At 61.1% G+C, this 16,817-nt stretch carries 21 protein-coding genes; 11 read left to right on the top strand and 10 right to left on the bottom strand.

Annotated elements, in window-relative coordinates:
- The first annotated feature begins 75 nt into the window (after positions 1–75).
- Positions 76–1,422, top strand: a complete 1,347-nt coding sequence (gene pmbA / locus M5B99_RS25420) for a metalloprotease PmbA (RefSeq protein ID WP_248806643.1) — start codon at positions 76–78, stop codon at positions 1,420–1,422.
- Positions 1,423–1,493: 71 nt separating this feature from the next.
- Here the strand turns inward: pmbA and M5B99_RS25415 are convergent, their stop codons facing one another.
- The 10 genes from M5B99_RS25415 to M5B99_RS25370 form a co-directional block, all read right to left on the bottom strand.
- A complete protein-coding gene (locus M5B99_RS25415; RefSeq protein ID WP_248806642.1) occupies positions 1,494–1,766 on the bottom strand; it encodes an HPr family phosphocarrier protein in 273 nt (90 codons plus the stop codon).
- 16 nt (positions 1,767–1,782) lie between these two features.
- Positions 1,783–2,640, bottom strand: a complete 858-nt coding sequence (rapZ, locus tag M5B99_RS25410) for an RNase adapter RapZ (RefSeq protein WP_248806641.1) — start codon at positions 2,638–2,640, stop codon at positions 1,783–1,785.
- 2 nt (positions 2,641–2,642) lie between these two features.
- Entirely contained in the window at positions 2,643–3,107 is a 465-nt protein-coding gene (gene ptsN, locus M5B99_RS25405) for a PTS IIA-like nitrogen regulatory protein PtsN (protein WP_248806640.1), read from the bottom strand.
- A 9-nt stretch (positions 3,108–3,116) separates the two neighbouring features.
- A complete protein-coding gene (gene hpf, locus M5B99_RS25400; RefSeq protein WP_017126531.1) occupies positions 3,117–3,422 on the bottom strand; it encodes a ribosome hibernation-promoting factor, HPF/YfiA family in 306 nt (101 codons plus the stop codon).
- A gap of 117 nt (positions 3,423–3,539) precedes the next feature.
- On the bottom strand, positions 3,540–5,036 hold the full coding sequence (locus M5B99_RS25395; RefSeq protein ID WP_100942246.1) for an RNA polymerase factor sigma-54: 1,497 nt from the start codon (positions 5,034–5,036) through the stop codon (positions 3,540–3,542).
- 187 nt (positions 5,037–5,223) lie between these two features.
- Complete coding sequence (gene lptB, locus M5B99_RS25390; RefSeq protein WP_248806639.1) at positions 5,224–5,949, bottom strand: LPS export ABC transporter ATP-binding protein; 726 nt, start codon at positions 5,947–5,949, stop codon at positions 5,224–5,226.
- Positions 5,949–6,494 carry a lipopolysaccharide transport periplasmic protein LptA gene (lptA, locus tag M5B99_RS25385; RefSeq protein ID WP_248806638.1) on the bottom strand — a complete coding sequence of 182 codons (546 nt, stop codon included), beginning with the start codon at positions 6,492–6,494 and terminating at the stop codon, positions 5,949–5,951. Before lptA ends, lptB begins: the two co-directional genes overlap by 1 nt.
- Positions 6,481–7,053, bottom strand: coding sequence for an LPS export ABC transporter periplasmic protein LptC (lptC, locus tag M5B99_RS25380; protein WP_248806637.1), 573 nt, complete (start codon positions 7,051–7,053; stop codon positions 6,481–6,483). The genes lptA and lptC overlap by 14 nt, the downstream gene beginning before the upstream one ends.
- An 8-nt stretch (positions 7,054–7,061) precedes the next feature.
- Entirely contained in the window at positions 7,062–7,586 is a 525-nt protein-coding gene (locus M5B99_RS25375; RefSeq protein ID WP_248806636.1) for a KdsC family phosphatase, read from the bottom strand.
- A complete protein-coding gene (locus tag M5B99_RS25370; RefSeq protein ID WP_248806635.1) occupies positions 7,587–8,561 on the bottom strand; it encodes a KpsF/GutQ family sugar-phosphate isomerase in 975 nt (324 codons plus the stop codon).
- A gap of 290 nt (positions 8,562–8,851) precedes the next feature.
- Between M5B99_RS25370 and M5B99_RS25365 the strand changes: the two genes are divergently transcribed.
- The 10 genes from M5B99_RS25365 (at position 8,852) to hisC (ending at position 16,804) form a co-directional block, all read left to right on the top strand.
- Complete coding sequence (locus M5B99_RS25365; protein WP_248806634.1) at positions 8,852–9,661, top strand: ATP-binding cassette domain-containing protein; 810 nt, start codon at positions 8,852–8,854, stop codon at positions 9,659–9,661.
- A 2-nt stretch (positions 9,662–9,663) separates the two neighbouring features.
- Positions 9,664–10,461, top strand: coding sequence for a lipid asymmetry maintenance ABC transporter permease subunit MlaE (mlaE, locus tag M5B99_RS25360; protein WP_248806633.1), 798 nt, complete (start codon positions 9,664–9,666; stop codon positions 10,459–10,461).
- Entirely contained in the window at positions 10,461–10,928 is a 468-nt protein-coding gene (gene mlaD, locus M5B99_RS25355) for an outer membrane lipid asymmetry maintenance protein MlaD (protein WP_248806632.1), read from the top strand. Before mlaE ends, mlaD begins: the two co-directional genes overlap by 1 nt.
- Before the next feature lie 11 nt (positions 10,929–10,939).
- Positions 10,940–11,599, top strand: coding sequence for a phospholipid-binding protein MlaC (locus M5B99_RS25350; protein WP_248806631.1), 660 nt, complete (start codon positions 10,940–10,942; stop codon positions 11,597–11,599).
- Positions 11,592–11,897 carry a lipid asymmetry maintenance protein MlaB gene (locus M5B99_RS25345; protein ID WP_248806630.1) on the top strand — a complete coding sequence of 102 codons (306 nt, stop codon included), beginning with the start codon at positions 11,592–11,594 and terminating at the stop codon, positions 11,895–11,897. The genes M5B99_RS25350 and M5B99_RS25345 overlap by 8 nt, the downstream gene beginning before the upstream one ends.
- Before the next feature lie 116 nt (positions 11,898–12,013).
- Entirely contained in the window at positions 12,014–12,265 is a 252-nt protein-coding gene (locus M5B99_RS25340) for a BolA family protein (RefSeq protein WP_248806629.1), read from the top strand.
- A 24-nt stretch (positions 12,266–12,289) separates the two neighbouring features.
- Complete coding sequence (murA, locus tag M5B99_RS25335; RefSeq protein ID WP_248806628.1) at positions 12,290–13,555, top strand: UDP-N-acetylglucosamine 1-carboxyvinyltransferase; 1,266 nt, start codon at positions 12,290–12,292, stop codon at positions 13,553–13,555.
- An 88-nt stretch (positions 13,556–13,643) separates the two neighbouring features.
- Entirely contained in the window at positions 13,644–14,279 is a 636-nt protein-coding gene (hisG, locus tag M5B99_RS25330) for an ATP phosphoribosyltransferase (RefSeq protein WP_100942233.1), read from the top strand.
- Between the two features lie 141 nt (positions 14,280–14,420).
- Positions 14,421–15,755 (top strand): histidinol dehydrogenase, encoded by a 1,335-nt coding sequence (gene hisD / locus M5B99_RS25325; protein ID WP_248806627.1) that lies wholly within the window; start codon positions 14,421–14,423, stop codon positions 15,753–15,755.
- On the top strand, positions 15,752–16,804 hold the full coding sequence (hisC, locus tag M5B99_RS25320; protein WP_248806626.1) for a histidinol-phosphate transaminase: 1,053 nt from the start codon (positions 15,752–15,754) through the stop codon (positions 16,802–16,804). The genes hisD and hisC overlap by 4 nt, the downstream gene beginning before the upstream one ends.
- Positions 16,805–16,817: the final 13 nt, after the last annotated feature.

Genomic DNA, 16,817 nt, shown 5'->3' with positions numbered 1-16,817 from the left:
ACCAGTCGGGGGCCGCTTGTCCGGCCCGGTCGCTCGAAGACCTTGACCGAAAGCAGAATTTGAGTGGAGAAAGCCATGAGTTCAGCACAAAGCGTCGGCCCGCAGGCATTGCCGGTCCTGCAGGAGCAGGTCGAGCAGATTCTCGCCGAAGCCAAACGCCAGGGCGCCAGTGCCTGTGAAGTGGCGGTATCCCTGGAGCAGGGACTGTCGACTTCAGTGCGCCAGCGGGAAGTGGAAACCGTCGAGTTCAACCGTGACCAGGGCTTCGGCATCACCTTGTACGTGGGGCAGCGCAAGGGCTCGGCCAGCACCTCGGCCAGTGGCCCCGAAGCAATTCGCGAAACCGTGGCGGCGGCCTTGGCCATCGCCAAGCACACCTCGGAAGACGAGCATTCGGGCCTGGCTGATGCCGCCCTGATGGCCAAGGAACTCAAGGACTTCGACCTGTTCCATGCCTGGGACATCAGTCCTGAGCAGGCCATCGAGCGCGCGTTGATCTGTGAGGCGGCGGCGTTTGACGCCGACAGTCGGATCAAGAACGCCGACGGTACCACCCTGAGCACTTCCCAAGGCTGCCGCGTGTATGGCAACAGCCATGGGTTTATCGGCGGTTCGGCCTCGACCCGGCACAGCCTCAGTTGCGTGATGATCGCCGAAGGCGACGGTCAGATGCAGCGCGACTACTGGTATGACGTCAATCGCCAGGGCGAATTGCTCGCGGATGCCGCGAGCATTGGCCGCAAGGCCGCGCAACGGGCGGCCAGCCGCCTGGGTGCGCGTCCGGTACCGACCTGCGAAGTGCCGGTGCTGTTTTCGGCGGAATTGGCCGGCGGCTTGTTCGGTAGCTTTCTCTCGGCGATTTCCGGCGGCAACCTGTACCGCAAGTCTTCGTTCCTTGAAGGCGCGATGGGTCAGCGCCTGTTCCCGGAGTGGCTGACCCTCGACGAGCGTCCGCACCTGATGCAGGGCATGGGCAGCTCGGCCTTTGACGGCGATGGCCTGGCAACCTATGCCAAGCCGTTCGTCGAAAATGGCACCCTGGTCTCCTATGTGCTGGGCACCTACTCGGGCCGTAAGCTGGGCCTGCCGAGCACCGCCAACGCCGGTGGTGTGCACAACCTGTTCGTCACCCATGGGGTTGAGGATCAGGACGCGCTGATCCGGCGCATGGGCCGCGGCCTGCTGGTGACCGAGTTGATGGGCCAAGGCCTGAACATGGTCACCGGGGATTATTCGCGCGGGGCGGCGGGCTTCTGGGTCGAGAATGGCGAGATCCAGTTCCCGGTCCAGGAAGTGACCATTGCCGGCAATATGCGCGATATGTTCAAGCAGATCGTTGCCGTGGGCAGTGATCTGGAACTGCGCAGCCATATCCGTACCGGCTCGGTGCTGATCGAGCGGATGACCGTCGCCGGTAGCTGATAGCTCTGATTAAAAAGGCGCGCCATCCGCTGGATGGCGCGCCTTTTTTTGATCGCTATGACCGCTCGGCGTTATTCGCCTTCGTCGAAATAGTTGGTGATCAGCTTGACCAGCGCGGCCATGGCCTCATCTTCCTGCTCGCCCTCGGTTTTCAGATGAATCCGGGTGCCCTTGCCGGCGGCCAGCATCATCATGGCCATGATGCTCTTGCCGTCGACCATGCTTTCCGGTGTACGCCCGGCGCGGATCTGGCAGGGGAACTGGCCGGCAACGCCGACGAACTTCGCCGAAGCGCGGGCATGCAGGCCCAGTTTGTTGATGATTTCAATTTCCAGAGCGGGCATCGCGGTGGTGGTCCTTTCAGCTAAGGTCGCGGTGGCGGACCTGGACGTTCTTCAGGGATTGTTGCAGGGCCTTGCCCAAGCGTTCGGTGAGGTAGACGGAGCGGTGATGCCCGCCCGTGCAGCCGATGGCAATAGTGACATAAGCCCGGTTGCTGGCGGCAAAACGCGGCAACCATTTAAGCAAATAACTGGAAATATCCTGGTACATCTCCTCGACGTCGGCTTGTGCGGCCAGGTAGTCGACCACCGCCTGGTCTAGCCCGGACTGCTCGCGCAGTTCCGGTTTCCAGTAGGGGTTGGGCAGGCAGCGCACGTCGAACACCAGGTCGGCATCCACCGGCATGCCGCGCTTGAAGCCGAACGATTCGACGAGGAAGGCGGTGCCCGGCTCCGGCTGGTTCAGCAGGCGCAGCTTGATGGTGTCGCGCAACTGATAGAGGTTCAGGTGGGTGGTATTGACCTTGAGGTCGGCCAGGTCCGAGATCGGTCCCAGCAGGTTGCTTTCGTCGCGGATGGCCTCGGCCAGCGAGCGATTGGCGCTGCTCAGCGGGTGGCGCCGACGGGTTTCGGAAAAGCGTTTGAGCAGGGTTTCTTCGTCGGCATCCAGGTACAGCACGTCACAGTGGATATGCCGGCTGCGCACTTCATCGAGCAGTTCCGGGAAGCGCGACAGGTGGCTGGGCAGGTTGCGCGCGTCGATGGAGACGGCGACCAGCGGTTGCGCCAGCTCGGTATGGATCAGCGCGCGCTCGGCCAGTTCCGGCAGCAGGCCCGCCGGCAGGTTGTCGATGCAGTAGTAGCCGTTGTCCTCGAGGACATCGAGGGCAGTGCTTTTACCCGAGCCGGAGCGGCCGCTGACGATGATCAAGCGCATGGTTAGTGACCGTTCTGCTCGTCCAGGACCACCTGATACAGGGCCTGGTTGGAAGTCGCACCGCGCAGCTTGTCACGTACGTCCTTGCGGTCGAGCATGCTGGCAATCTGCCGCAGCAGCTCCAGATGGGCATCGGTGGCGGCTTCCGGGACCAGCAGGACGAACAGCAGGTCAACCGGCGCGCCATCGATGGCGTCGAAATCGATGGGGGCGTCCAGGTGCATCAGGGCGCTGATGGGCGCCACGCAACCCTTCAGGCGGCAGTGTGGGATGGCAATGCCATTGCCGAAACCGGTCGAGCCGAGTTTCTCGCGCGCGACCAGGGCGTCGAAGACATCCTGCATGGCCAGGTAAGGGACTTCTTGGCTGATCAGGTTGGCAATTTGCTCGAGGGCTTTCTTTTTACTGCCGCCCGGCACGTTCACCAGGGAACGGCCGGGGGTCAGGATGCTTTCAAGTCGGATCATGGATGGGTGTCAGCGACCTGTACCTTGGAGCAGGTGCAGGTTCTTTTCCTTATGCTTTTTCAGTTGTCGGTCCAACTTGTCGGTGAGCAGGTCGATCGCCGCATACATGTCGTCATGCTCGGCGTTGGCGACCACTTCACCGCCGTGGATATGCAAGGTGGCTTCGATTTTCTGCTTCAGTTTTTCGACAGCCATGGTCACCTGTACGTTGGTGATCTTGTCGAAATGACGCTCCAGTCGGTCGAGCTTCTCGCCGATGTAAGCACGCAGGGGTTCGGTCACTTCCAGTTGGTGTCCACTGATATTGACTTGCATACAGCCTCTCCTTCGTTGCCAGTGCATAACGCAGCAGGCGATTGCCTGCCACAGAGCACGCTCTGAAACTTAGCGGTTTCAGAACGCAGCCCAGACGCTGTAACGGGGCCCTGTCTACTACATCAGTCGTTTCCGTTCACTGGAGGGGGCGATCCCCAGAGACTCACGGTATTTGGCGACGGTTCGACGGGCCACCTGAATGCCTTGTGCCTCCAGTAAACCAGCGATCTTGCTGTCACTCAACGGCTTTTTCTGATTTTCCGCCGCGACCAGTTTTTTGATGATCGCGCGGATCGCCGTGGACGAGCATTCGCCGCCTTCGGAGGTGCTGACGTGGCTGGAGAAAAAGTATTTCAGTTCGTAGATACCACGGGGGGTATGCATGAATTTTTGCGTGGTGACCCGGGAAATCGTCGATTCGTGCATGCCTACCGCTTCGGCGATGTCATGCAGGACCAGCGGCTTCATCGCCTCGTCACCGTATTCCAGGAAGCCGCGCTGGTGTTCGACGATCTGGGTGGCGACTTTCATCAGGGTTTCGTTGCGGCTCTGCAGGCTCTTGATGAACCAGCGGGCTTCCTGCAACTGGTTGCGCATGAAGGTGTTGTCGGCGCTGGTGTCGGCGCGGCGGACAAAACCGGCGTACTGCGGGTTGACCCGCAGGCGCGGCACCGACTCCTGGTTCAGCTCCACCAGCCAGCGCTCGTTGTCCTTGCGCACGATCACGTCGGGGACGACGTATTCGGCTTCGCTGGACTCGATTTGCGAGCCCGGGCGCGGGTTGAGGCTCTGCACCAGTTCGATGACCTGGCGCAGTTCGTCTTCCTTGAGCTTCATGCGCCGCATCAACTGGCTGTAGTCGCGGCTGCCGAGCAGGTCGATGTAGTCGCTGACCAGGCGCTGGGCTTCGGCCAGCCAGGGCGTGCGGGCCGGCAGCTGGCGCAATTGCAGCAACAGGCATTCGCCCAGGTTGCGCGCGCCGATGCCGGCCGGTTCGAATTGCTGGATGCGATGCAGTACCGCTTCGATCTCGTCCAGCTCGATATCCAGTTCCGGGTCGAAGGCATCGAGGATTTCCTCGAGGGTTTCGTCCAGGTAGCCCTGATTGTTGATGCAGTCGATCAGGGTCACGGCGATCAGTCGATCGGTGTCGGACATCGGCGCCAGGTTCAGTTGCCAGAGCAGATGGCTCTGCAGGCTCTCACCGACCGAGGTGCGGGTGGTGAAGTCCCACTCGTCGTCATCGTTGCTCGGCAGGCTGCTGGCGCTGGTCTGGTAGACATCTTCCCAGGCGGTGTCGACGGGTAGTTCGTTGGGAATGCGCTCGTTCCAGTCGCCTTCCTCGAGGTTGTCCACCGTCGGCGCGGTTTCCTGCTGGAAGGAGGGTTCCTGGATTTCAGTGTTGGGTTTGTGCTCGGCGTTGTCGGCCAGCGGGTCGGTATTGTCGAAGTCGTCGCCTTCTTCCTGGCGTTCGAGCATCGGATTGGACTCCAGGGCCTCCTGGATTTCCTGCTGAAGGTCCAGGGTCGACAATTGGAGCAGGCGGATGGCCTGTTGCAGCTGCGGTGTCATCGTCAGCTGCTGGCCCATTCTCAGGACTAGCGATGGTTTCATGGCAGGGGCTTAACACCTTATTCGCCGGCGCGCATGCGCCATCCACTCTACAGGGCGCCGGGGCGCCAAACATAAGCAAATTATATGCCTGAAACCCGAGCCTTTGCCTAGAGCGCTGTAACAATAAAATTCTTGTGGTTTTTATTGAACAGGTTGCGCTCTGGCGCTTGATCCGTTACCTCGATGTTTACAGGCGGAATTCATGGCCCAGGTAGACTTCCTTGACCAGTTCGTTGGCCAGGATAGTGGCCGAATCGCCTTCGGCGATCAGCTGTCCATCATTGACGATATAGGCGGTTTCGCAGATGTCCAGGGTCTCGCGGACGTTGTGATCGGTGATCAGCACACCGATGCCCTTGGCCTTGAGGTGATAGATGATCTGTTTGATATCGCCAACGGAAATCGGGTCGACCCCAGCGAAGGGCTCATCGAGCAGGATGAATTTCGGCGCGGTAGCCAGGGCGCGGGCGATTTCCACGCGACGCCGTTCGCCACCGGACAGGCTCATGCCGAGGTTGTCGCGGATGTGGCTGATGTGGAACTCCTGCAGCAAGCTTTCCAGCTCCTTGCGGCGGCTGTTCTTGTCGAGTTCCTTGCGGGTCTCGAGGATCGCCATGATGTTGTCCGCCACCGACAGCTTGCGGAAAATCGAGGCTTCCTGAGGCAGGTAGCCGATCCCGGCGCGTGCACGACCGTGCATCGGCTGGTGGCTGACATCCTGGTCGTCGATCAGCACACGACCCTGGTCGGCCTGGACCAGGCCGACGATCATGTAGAAGCAGGTGGTCTTGCCGGCGCCGTTGGGGCCGAGCAAGCCGACGATCTGCCCGCTGTCGATCGACAGGCTGACATCACGCACCACCTGGCGACTTTTGTAGGCCTTGGCCAGATGCTGGGCTTTCAGGGTTGCCATTACTGCGCCTTCTGCTGGTCGGTTTTCGGCTTCGGCTGGATGACCATGTCGATGCGTGGGCGCGGGGCGGTGATCTTGCTGCCGTTGGCGCGACCGGCCTGGGCGATCTGCTTCACCGTGTCGTAGACGATTTTCTCGCCTTCGGTGGTGTTGCCGTCGTTGATCACCTTGGCCTTGTCGATCAGGATGATGCGGTTCTGCTGGGCGTGATACTGGATCGTCACGCCATAACCCTGCACCGGCTTCGGATCACCGACTTTCTGCAGTTGCTCGAAGTAGGCCAGGTTGCCCACGGAGGTCACCACGTCGATGGCGCCGTCCTTGGTCCGGGTCAGCGTCACGGTGTTGCCCTTGACGATCATCGAACCTTGGGTAATGACCACGTCACCCTTGTAGGTGGCGATGCCTTGCTTGTCGTCCAGTTGAGCGTCGTCGGCCTGGATGCGGATCGGCTGCTGGCTGTCGGTCGGCAGTGCCCAGGCGTTCACGCTTCCCAGTGCCGCACCGAGGCCAAGCAAAATAGGGAGGGTTTTAACGAGACTCATACTGTCCTCTTACATTGGACAGCAGGTGTATCCGGCTGTCGTTCAAATACGCTTTCATTCCATTGCCAGTGGTCACGCCGTCGGCCCCGTCGATTCTAACGGCTTGCTCGGTCTGCGCATATTGCTTCTGTGGGAATACTGTCATTCGGCTGCTGGTAATGATGACTTCCCGCTGTAGTTCGTCGGTTCGTGCCACCCGTACCGAGTCGATCAGCTCGATTTCGGTGCCGTCCGGGTTGACCTCGGCGTGCTCGCTCTGGACATGCCACGGATAGACTGTGCCGCGGTAGATGTGCATGTCGGGCTTGGTCACCAGGGTCACGTCGGAAGCCTTGAGGTGTTCGACCTTGTCGCCGGTCAAGTCGTACTGTACGCGACCGTCTGGCATGTACTGAATGCTGTGGGCGTTGATAGCGTAGTAGTCGATCTGGGTTTCATCGACTGGCGCCACCGGGCGATCGAGGAAGCGTTCCGGGCTGATGTTCCAGTAGCCAACGGCCGCGAAAATAGCGGCGATGACTGCGAACAGCAGAATATTGCGAATTTTCTTGCTCAGCATAAATAGCTCTACAGGTAGGCGGCGTGAGCCGCTTCAAGGCTGCCCTGGGCTTGCAGGATCAGCTCGCAGAATTCGCGGGCGGCGCCATCGCCGCCCCGGGCCCGGGTGATGCCGTGGGCGTGTTCGCGGACGAAGCCGGCGGCGTTGGCTACGGCCATGCCCAGTCCGACGCGGCGGATCACCGGCAGGTCCGGCAGGTCGTCACCCAGGTAGGCGACCTGTGCATAGCTTAGATTGAGCTGGGCGAGCAGAGCGTCGAGCACCACCAGCTTGTCTTCGCGGCCCTGGTAGACATGGGGGATGCCGAGGTTCTGCGCGCGGCGCTCGACCAGTGCGGTCTTGCGACCGCTGATAATAGCGGTTTGCACGCCGGCGGCCATCAGCATCTTGATGCCCTGGCCGTCTAGGGTGCTGAACGACTTGAATTCGCTACCGTCTTCGAGGAAGTACAGGCGACCGTCGGTCAGCACGCCGTCGACGTCGAAGACCGCCAACTTGATGGCCTTGCCACGTTGCAACAGATCGTCATTCATTTACATCACTCCCGCGCGCAGCAGATCGTGCATGTTCAGGGCGCCCACCGGGCGATCTTCGCTGTCGACCACCACCAGCGCGCTGATCTTGTGGTCTTCCATGATTTTCAGGGCTTCGGCGGCAAGCATCTCGGCCCGGGCGGTCCTGCCGTGGGGCGTCATGACGTCTTCGATCAGGACCGTGTGGATATCGATGGGGCGGTCCAGGGTTCGGCGCAGGTCACCGTCGGTGAAGATCCCGGCCAGGCGCCCGTCGGCTTCGACGATCACGGTCATGCCGAGACCTTTGCGCGTCATTTCCATGAGCGCGTCTTTCAGCAGGGTGCCACGCAGTACTTGTGGCAACTCGTCGCCGGCATGCATGACATTTTCCACTTTCAGCAGCAGGCGCCGGCCCAGGGCGCCGCCCGGGTGGGAAAAGGCGAAGTCTTCGGCGGTGAAGCCGCGGGCCTCGAGCAGGGCCACCGCCAGGGCATCACCCATCACCAGGGCCGCGGTGGTGGAGGAGGTCGGCGCCAGGTTCAGCGGGCAGGCCTCATGCTCGACATGCACGTTCAGGTTGACTTCGGCGGCCTTGGCCAGTGGTGAGTCGGGGTTGCCGGTCAGGCTGATCAACTGGATGCCCAGGCGTTTGATCAACGGCAGCAGGGTGATGATTTCCGCGGTCGAGCCGGAGTTGGACAGGGCCAGGATGATGTCGTCTCGGGTGATCATGCCCATGTCGCCGTGGCTGGCTTCGGCGGGGTGGACGAAAAACGCCGTGGTGCCGGTGCTGGCCAGGGTCGCGGCGATCTTGTTGCCGATGTGTCCGGACTTGCCCATGCCGACCACGACCACACGGCCTTTGCTGGCCAGAATCATTTCGCAAGCGCGTACGAAATCAGCGTCGATATGGGCGAGCAGGCCTTCTACGGCTTCTCGTTCGAGGCGGATGGTGCGTTGTGCTGATTGAATCAGGTCGCTGGATTGGCTCATGTCAGAAATCGTATAGCCTGATGAAAAGGCGCGATTATAGCGGCAATGCCCTCGTCACTCACACTAGATCATTGCGTTTTGCGTGGTGCCTGTAGGAGTTTGCCTTCAGTTTTTGTCTCGCAAGCCCTCAAGCCCGGCTGTATTTATCCTGAACAAGGGTGGCTTCGGCCTTGGGCGGCTCGTATCAGCGGTGATATAGTTCGCGGCTAGTTCGGCCCGCTCAGGAAGTATGCGCCTCTTTCAAGAGAGGTCTGGTGTCCGAGTCCGAGGCTGCATCGCAAGGAGTTTAGATGAGCGCCGATAACGCCTACGCGGTCGAGCTGAAGGGTGTGACCTTCAAGCGCGGTGCGCGCAGCATCTTCAATAATGTCGACATTCGTATCCCGCGAGGCAAGGTCACCGGCATCATGGGGCCTTCCGGGTGCGGCAAGACCACCCTGTTGCGGCTGATGGGCGCGCAACTGCGCCCCAGCGGCGGCGAAGTATGGGTCAATGGTCAGAACCTCCCCACCCTGTCGCGCGGCGATCTGTTCGACGCGCGCAAGCACATGGGGGTGCTGTTCCAGAGTGGTGCGCTGTTCACTGACCTGGACGTTTTCGAGAACGTTGCCTTTCCGTTGCGGGTTCACACTGAACTGCCGGAAGAAATGATCCGGGACATTGTGCTGCTCAAATTGCAGGCAGTCGGTCTGCGCGGAGCGGTCGACCTGATGCCCGACGAGTTGTCCGGCGGTATGAAACGGCGTGTGGCCCTGGCCCGGGCGATTGCCCTGGACCCGCAGATCCTCATGTACGACGAACCGTTCGTCGGCCAGGACCCGATCGCCATGGGTGTCCTCGTGCGCCTGATCCGTCTGCTCAATGATGCCCTGGGCATCACCAGCATCGTGGTGTCCCACGATCTGGCCGAAACCGCCAGCATCGCCGACTACCTTTATGTGGTCGGTGATGGCGAGGTGCTCGGGCAAGGCACCCCGGAAGAGCTGATGAATGCCGATAACCCGCGTATCCGCCAGTTCATGAACGGCGATCCTGACGGTCCCGTACCGTTCCACTTTCCGGCGGCGGACTACCGCACTGACCTGTTGGGGAAGCGCTGACAATGCGCAAGAAATCACTTATCGAGAGAGTGCGTCTGTTCGGTCGTTCGGGCCTGGACGTGCTCGCCGTGCTCGGTCGCTCGACATTGTTCCTCTCCCATGTGCTGTTCGGCCGTGGCAGCATCGGCGGCGGCTTCGGGCTGCTGATCAAGCAATTGCATTCCGTGGGCGTGATGAGTCTGGTGATCATTGTCGTCTCCGGGGTTTTCATCGGCATGGTCCTGGCCCTGCAGGGTTTCAATATCCTCTCCAGCTACGGTTCCGAACAGGCGGTGGGGCAAATGGTCGCCCTGACCCTGTTGCGTGAACTCGGGCCGGTGGTCACCGCGCTGCTGTTCGCCGGGCGTGCCGGTTCGGCGCTGACCGCCGAAATCGGCAACATGAAGTCCACCGAGCAACTGTCCAGCCTGGAGATGATCGGTGTCGATCCACTCAAGTACATTGTCGCGCCGCGGCTCTGGGCCGGCTTCATTTCCCTGCCGGTGCTGGCAATGATCTTCAGCGTGGTCGGGATCTGGGGCGGTTCATGGGTGGCGGTGGACTGGCTGGGGGTCTATGACGGCTCCTACTGGGCTAACATGCAGAACAGCGTGACATTCAACAGTGATGTGCTGAACGGCATCATCAAAAGTATCGTGTTCGCCTTCGTGGTGACCTGGATTGCCGTGTTTCAAGGCTACGACTGCGAACCCACTTCCGAAGGGATCAGCCGTGCCACGACCAAGACCGTGGTCTATGCCTCCCTGGCAGTGCTGGGCCTTGACTTTATTCTGACCGCCTTGATGTTTGGAGATTTCTGATGCAAAACCGCACCCTGGAAATCGGTGTCGGCCTTTTTCTGCTGGCTGGCATCCTGGCTTTGCTGCTGCTTGCGTTGCGGGTCAGCGGGCTGTCCCCTACGACAAACACTGAAACGTATAAATTATATGCGTACTTCGACAATATCGCCGGTTTGACTGTCAGAGCTAAAGTCACCATGGCCGGTGTCACCATCGGCAAGGTGACGGCGATCGATCTGGACCATGACAGTTTCACCGGCCGGGTGACCATGCAAGTTGAGAAACGCGTGAACAACCTGCCGACTGATTCCACTGCGTCTATCCTCACGGCGGGCTTGCTCGGTGAGAAGTACATCGGCCTCAGCGTGGGCGGGGACGAGACCCTGCTCAAGGATGGTGGGACTATCCACGACACCCAGTCGTCGCTGGTGCTGGAAGATCTGATCGGTAAATTCCTGCTCAATACCGTGAACAAAGACGCCAAATGAGGAGTTTTTCCATGATCTCGATGTTGCGACGCGGTCTGCTGGTGTTGCTGGCGACTTTGCCCTTGATGGGCAACGCCCTGGCGACAACGTCGGCCCATGACCTGGTCAAGAACACCACCGACCGGATGCTGGCCGACCTGGCAGCCAACAAGGCCCAATACAAGCAAAACCCCAGTGCTTTCTATGATGCGCTCAATACCATCGTCGGTCCGGTAGTCGATGCCGACGGCATTTCCAAAAGCATCATGACGGTCAAGTATTCGCGCAAGGCCACGCCCGAGCAAATGAAGACCTTCGCGGAGAACTTCAAGAAGGGTCTGTTCCAGTTCTATGGCAATGCCTTGCTGGAGTACAACAACCAGGGCATCACTGTCGATGCGCCCAAGGATGAGTCGGGTGACCGCACCAGTGTCGGCATGACCGTCAAGGGTAGCAACGGCACCATCTATCCGGTTTCCTACACTCTTGAGAAAATCAACGGCGAGTGGAAACTGCGTAACGTGATCATCAACGGCATCAATATCGGCAAGCTGTTCCGCGATCAGTTCGCCGATGCGATGCAGCGCAACGGCAACAACCTGGATCAGACCATCAACAACTGGGCCGGTGAAGTGGAGAAGGCCAAGGCCGAATCCGAGAAGAGTCCGCAGAAGGCCGCACAGAATGAGTGAAGCCAGCGTTCGCGCCGGTGAGGCAGGTGAAGTGCTGCTGGCCGGCGTGATCGACTACAGCACCGGCCCGGCCTTGCGCAAGGACGGGCAGGCGCTGATCAAGGCCAGCACGGCGCCGGCCCTGGTGGTCGACTGCTCCGCCGTGGAGAAATCCAGCAGTGTCGGCCTGGCCTTGCTGCTGGCGTTCATGCGGGACGCCGCCGACGGCGGCAAATCCCTGAGCATTCGCGCCATGCCGCAAGACATGCGCGAAATCGCCGAGGTTTCCGAGTTGACGGAGATCCTCGGCGTTCATTGACAGGGCCATGAATAAAGAAGCCCCCCGTCAGAGTCCTGCAATGCGGGGTTCGCAGGCGCGGGGCTTTTTTGTATGATGGCCGACCCGCGCGCGTTGGGCGCCGATTGAGGTTGAGCATGCAGGCCTACGAAGTAAAGAGCTTCCTTGAAGAAAAGCTGTCAGGCACTCTTTCACAGGTGCAGGTTGAAGTTGAAGGCGAAGGCTGCAATTTCCAACTGAACGTGATTAGCGACGAACTGGTGGCCCTGAGCCCGGTGAAGCGTCAGCAGAGCATCTATGCCCATTTGAACCCGTGGATCGCCGATGGCAGCATCCATGCGGTCACTATGAAATTTTTCAGCCGCGCGGCCTGGGCCGAGCGCACCTGAGCCTGAATTGGCGTCGAGACCCTTATGGACAAACTGATTATTACTGGCGGCGTTCGTCTTGATGGCGAAATCCGCATTTCCGGGGCGAAGAACTCCGCCTTGCCGATCCTGGCCGCCACGTTGCTGTGCGATGGCCCGGTGACCGTGGCCAACCTGCCGCACCTGCACGACATCACCACCATGATCGAGCTGTTCGGGCGCATGGGCATTGAGCCGGTGATCGACGAGAAGCTCAGCGTGGAAATCGATCCACGCACCATCAAGACCCTGATCGCGCCGTACGAGCTGGTGAAAACCATGCGCGCCTCGATCCTGGTGCTGGGGCCGATGGTCGCCCGTTTCGGCGAAGCCGAAGTCGCCCTGCCTGGCGGTTGCGCCATCGGCTCGCGTCCGGTTGACCTGCACATCCGTGGCCTGGAAGCCATGGGCGCGGTCATCGACGTCGAAGGCGGCTACATCAAGGCCAAGGCGCCGGAAGGCGGTCTGCGCGGGGCGAACTTCTTCTTCGACACCGTTTCCGTGACCGGTACCGAGAACATCATGATGGCCGCTGCCCTGGCCCGTGGCCGCAGCGTGCTGCAGAACGCCGCGCGCGAGCCGGAAGTGGTCGACCTGGCGAACTTCCTCAACGCCATGGGCGCCAAGGTCAGCGGTGCCGGTAGCGATACCATTACCATCGACGGTGTCGAGCGCTTGCACTCGGCCACCTACAAGGTGATGCCGGACCGTATCGAGACCGGCACCTACCTGGTGGCCGCGGCCGCTACCGGTGGCCGGGTCAAGGTCAAGGACACCGATCCGACCATTCTTGAAGCCGTGCTGGAGAAGCTGAAAGAGTCCGGTGCTGAAATCACCACCGGTGAGGACTGGATCGAGCTGAACATGCATGGCAAGCGACCGAAAGCCGTCAACGTGCGCACTGCGCCGTACCCGGCATTCCCGACCGACATGCAGGCCCAGTTCATTTCGCTCAACGCCATCGCCGAAGGTACTGGCGCGGTGATCGAGACGATATTCGAAAACCGGTTCATGCACGTTTACGAACTGCATCGCATGGGCGCTAAAATCCAGGTTGAAGGCAACACCGCCATCGTCACCGGCACCGAACGCCTGAAAGGCGCGCCGGTCATGGCCACCGACCTGCGGGCTTCGGCCAGCCTGGTGATTTCGGCCCTGACCGCTGACGGCGACACGCTGATCGACCGCATCTACCACATCGACCGTGGTTATGAGTGCATCGAAGAGAAGTTGCAGATGCTCGGTGCCAAGATCCGCCGCGTTCCGGGCTAGTGTTGTCCCCCTTTGCCGGTGCGAGCCTGCTCGCGCCGGCAAGGGAGAATGAGCCTTACTGATACAGGTTGAAGGACTTAGTTTCCCCATGCTGACCATTGCACTGTCCAAGGGCCGCATTCTCGATGACACCCTGCCGCTGCTCGCTGAAGCGGGCATCGTGCCGACCGAGAATCCGGACAAGAGCCGCAAGCTGATCATCCCCACGACCCAGGACGACGTTCGCCTGCTGATCGTACGGGCCACCGACGTGCCGACCTATGTCGAGCATGGCGCGGCCGACCTCGGTGTGGCCGGTAAAGATGTGCTGATGGAATACGGCGGCCAGGGTCTGTATGAACCCCTGGACCTGCAGATCGCCCAGTGCCGGCTGATGACCGCGGGTGCCATCGGTGCCGTCGAGCCCAAGGGCCGCCTGCGGGTGGCGACCAAGTTCGTCAACGTCGCCAAGCGCTACTACGCCGAACAGGGCCGTCAGGTCGATATCATCAAGCTCTATGGCTCGATGGAACTGGCACCGCTGATCGGCCTGGCCGACAAGATCATCGACGTCGTCGACACCGGCAATACCCTGCGGGCCAACGGCCTGGAACCCCAGGAACTGATCGCGACCATCAGCTCCCGCCTGGTGGTGAACAAGGCGTCGATGAAAATGCAGCACGCCCGTATCCAGTCCCTGATCGACACCCTGCGCAAGGCAGTGGAGTCGCGACACCGCAACTGATTCAATTGCGCGGCCTTGAGCCGCGCCCATCTATCCGTGTCATAGCCAGAATTCTCAGGTGCCCACGCGGATGGCTTGGTAGTCTTGCGGCGCCTGAGATCTGCTGTTCCCAAGCATTCGCCAATTATTGAGGCCCACGCTATGACCACGTCCAACGCAATTCGCCGACTCAACGCTGCCGATCCTGACTTCGCTCATCATCTGGATCATCTGCTGAGCTGGGAAAGTGTGTCCGACGACTCGGTCAACCAGCGGGTGCTCGACATCATCAAGGCCGTGCGCGAGCGCGGCGATGCCGCGCTGGTGGAGTTCACCCGGCGCTTCGACGGCCTGGAAGTCGCTTCCATGGCCGAGCTGATCCTGCCCCGTGAGCGCCTCGAACTGGCCCTGACGCGGATTACCGCACCACAGCGCGAGGCCCTGGAAAAAGCCGCCGAGCGCGTGCGCAGCTACCACGAAAAACAGAAGCAGGACTCCTGGAGCTACACCGAGGCCGATGGCACGGTACTGGGCCAGAAGGTCACGCCGCTGGATCGTGCCGGCTTGTATGTGCCGGGTGGCAAGGCGTCCTATCCGTCGTCGGTACTGATGAACGCGATTCCGGCCAAGGTGGCGGGGGTGGCCGAAGTGGTGATGGTGGTACCGACACCCCGTGGTGAAATCAACGAACTGGTGCTGGCGGCGGCGTGCATCGCCGGGGTCGACCGGGTATTCACCATCGGCGGCGCCCAGGCGGTCGCGGCGTTGGCCTACGGCACCGAGAGCGTGCCCAAGGTCGACAAGGTGGTCGGCCCCGGCAATATCTACGTGGCCACGGCCAAGCGTCACGTATTCGGCCAGGTCGGTATCGACATGATCGCCGGCCCCTCGGAGATCCTCGTGGTCTGCGACGGCCAGACCGACCCGGACTGGATTGCCATGGACCTGTTTTCCCAGGCCGAGCATGATGAAGATGCCCAGGCGATCCTGGTCAGCCCGGATGCCGGGTTCCTCGACCAGGTCGCCGCGAGCATTGCCAAGTTGTTGCCGACCATGGAGCGCGCCGCCATTATCGAAACCTCGATCAATGGCCGTGGCGCCTTGATCCAGGTGCGTGATATGCAGCAGGCGATTGACGTGGCCAACCGCATTGCCCCGGAACACCTGGAGCTGTCGGTCGCCGACCCGCAGGCCTGGCTGCCGCAGATTCGTCACGCCGGGGCTATCTTCATGGGCCGGCACACCTCCGAGGCCCTGGGCGACTACTGCGCCGGTCCCAACCATGTGTTGCCGACCTCCGGTACCGCACGCTTCTCGTCACCACTGGGGGTCTATGACTTCCAGAAACGTTCGTCGATCATTTTCTGCTCGGAGCAGGGCGCGTCCGAACTGGGCAAGACCGCTTCGGTACTGGCCCGTGGCGAGTCGTTGAGCGCTCACGCCCGCAGTGCGGAATATCGGATCGTCGCTGATAAGGAACAGGGGAAACCAGCATGAGCAAGTTCTGGAGCAAATTCGTCAAGGACCTGGTGCCCTATGTGCCGGGTGAACAACCGAAGCTGAGCAAGCTGGTCAAGCTCAACACCAACGAGAATCCGTACGGTCCTTCGCCCAAGGCGCTGGCCGCGATGCAGGCAGAAGTGAACGACAATCTGCGCCTGTACCCGGACCCCAACGGTGACCTGCTCAAGCACGCCGTGGCCGAGTACTACGGCGTGAAGACCAACCAGGTGTTTCTCGGCAACGGTTCCGACGAAGTCCTGGCGCACATCTTCTACGGTCTGTTCCAGCAGGATCGCCCATTGCTGTTCCCGGATATCAGCTACAGCTTCTACCCGGTGTATTGCGGTCTTTACGGTATCAGCTTCGACGCTGTGCCACTGGACGAGCAGTTCCAGATCCGTGTGGCGGACTACGCGCGGCCCAACGGCGGGATCATTTTCCCCAACCCGAATGCGCCAACCGGTTGTCTGCTGGCACTGGACGCCGTGGAGCGGATCCTCAAGGCCAGCCCGGATTCGGTAGTGGTGGTCGACGAGGCGTATATCGACTTCGGCGGCGAAACGGCCATCGGCCTGGTGGATCGTTACCCGAACCTGCTGGTGACCCAGACCCTGTCCAAGTCGCGTTCCCTGGCGGGTCTGCGAGTCGGCCTGGCGGTGGGACATGCGGACCTGATCGAGGCCCTGGAACGGATCAAGAACAGCTTCAACTCCTACCCGCTGGACCGCATGGCGATTGCCGGTGCGGCGGCGGCGTTCGCGGACCGGGCCTACTTCGAAGAGAGTTGCCGCAAGGTCATCGAGAGTCGCGAGTGGCTGGTGGCGCAATTGCAGGCCAAGGGGTTTGAGGTGCTGCCGTCGGCGGCGAACTTCATCTTTGCCCGTCACCCGCAACACGACGCGGCGGCGCTGGCGGCCAAGGTCCGCGAGCAGGGTGTGATCGTGCGGCACTTCAAGCAGGAGCGCATTGCTCAGTTCCTGCGGATCACCATCGGGCTGCCGGCTCAGAACCAGGCCCTGATCGACGCGCTGGGCGACCTTTAAACCGTCTTCGCGG

Origin of the sequence: Pseudomonas sp. MWU13-2100 (genome assembly GCF_023242365.1) — a bacterium.
Taxonomy (GTDB): Bacteria; Pseudomonadota; Gammaproteobacteria; order Pseudomonadales; family Pseudomonadaceae; genus Aquipseudomonas.
The sequence above is the reverse complement of the archived record's forward strand: the minus strand, read 5'-3'. Positions and strand labels throughout refer to the sequence as shown.

Excerpts from the sequence above, each read along its gene's own strand:
- M5B99_RS25375 (WP_248806636.1), bottom strand. The coding sequence starts at position 7,586 with ATGAATGACGATCTGTTGCAACGTGGCAAGGCCATCAAGTTGGCGGTC.
- mlaD (WP_248806632.1), top strand. The coding sequence starts at position 10,461 with ATGCAAAACCGCACCCTGGAAATCGGTGTCGGCCTTTTTCTGCTGGCT.
- M5B99_RS25345 (WP_248806630.1), top strand. The coding sequence starts at position 11,592 with ATGAGTGAAGCCAGCGTTCGCGCCGGTGAGGCAGGTGAAGTGCTGCTG.
- M5B99_RS25340 (WP_248806629.1), top strand. The coding sequence starts at position 12,014 with ATGCAGGCCTACGAAGTAAAGAGCTTCCTTGAAGAAAAGCTGTCAGGC.
- hisD (WP_248806627.1), top strand. The coding sequence starts at position 14,421 with ATGACCACGTCCAACGCAATTCGCCGACTCAACGCTGCCGATCCTGAC.
- hisG (WP_100942233.1), top strand. The coding sequence starts at position 13,644 with ATGCTGACCATTGCACTGTCCAAGGGCCGCATTCTCGATGACACCCTG.
- rapZ (WP_248806641.1), bottom strand. The coding sequence starts at position 2,640 with ATGCGCTTGATCATCGTCAGCGGCCGCTCCGGCTCGGGTAAAAGCACT.
- lptC (WP_248806637.1), bottom strand. The coding sequence starts at position 7,053 with ATGCTGAGCAAGAAAATTCGCAATATTCTGCTGTTCGCAGTCATCGCC.
- M5B99_RS25370 (WP_248806635.1), bottom strand. The coding sequence starts at position 8,561 with ATGAGCCAATCCAGCGACCTGATTCAATCAGCACAACGCACCATCCGC.
- M5B99_RS25350 (WP_248806631.1), top strand. The coding sequence starts at position 10,940 with ATGATCTCGATGTTGCGACGCGGTCTGCTGGTGTTGCTGGCGACTTTG.
- M5B99_RS25395 (WP_100942246.1), bottom strand. The coding sequence starts at position 5,036 with ATGAAACCATCGCTAGTCCTGAGAATGGGCCAGCAGCTGACGATGACA.
- pmbA (WP_248806643.1), top strand. The coding sequence starts at position 76 with ATGAGTTCAGCACAAAGCGTCGGCCCGCAGGCATTGCCGGTCCTGCAG.
- hisC (WP_248806626.1), top strand. The coding sequence starts at position 15,752 with ATGAGCAAGTTCTGGAGCAAATTCGTCAAGGACCTGGTGCCCTATGTG.
- lptB (WP_248806639.1), bottom strand. The coding sequence starts at position 5,949 with ATGGCAACCCTGAAAGCCCAGCATCTGGCCAAGGCCTACAAAAGTCGC.
- hpf (WP_017126531.1), bottom strand. The coding sequence starts at position 3,422 with ATGCAAGTCAATATCAGTGGACACCAACTGGAAGTGACCGAACCCCTG.
- M5B99_RS25365 (WP_248806634.1), top strand. The coding sequence starts at position 8,852 with ATGAGCGCCGATAACGCCTACGCGGTCGAGCTGAAGGGTGTGACCTTC.
- lptA (WP_248806638.1), bottom strand. The coding sequence starts at position 6,494 with ATGAGTCTCGTTAAAACCCTCCCTATTTTGCTTGGCCTCGGTGCGGCA.
- M5B99_RS25415 (WP_248806642.1), bottom strand. The coding sequence starts at position 1,766 with ATGCCCGCTCTGGAAATTGAAATCATCAACAAACTGGGCCTGCATGCC.
- mlaE (WP_248806633.1), top strand. The coding sequence starts at position 9,664 with ATGCGCAAGAAATCACTTATCGAGAGAGTGCGTCTGTTCGGTCGTTCG.
- murA (WP_248806628.1), top strand. The coding sequence starts at position 12,290 with ATGGACAAACTGATTATTACTGGCGGCGTTCGTCTTGATGGCGAAATC.
- ptsN (WP_248806640.1), bottom strand. The coding sequence starts at position 3,107 with ATGATCCGACTTGAAAGCATCCTGACCCCCGGCCGTTCCCTGGTGAAC.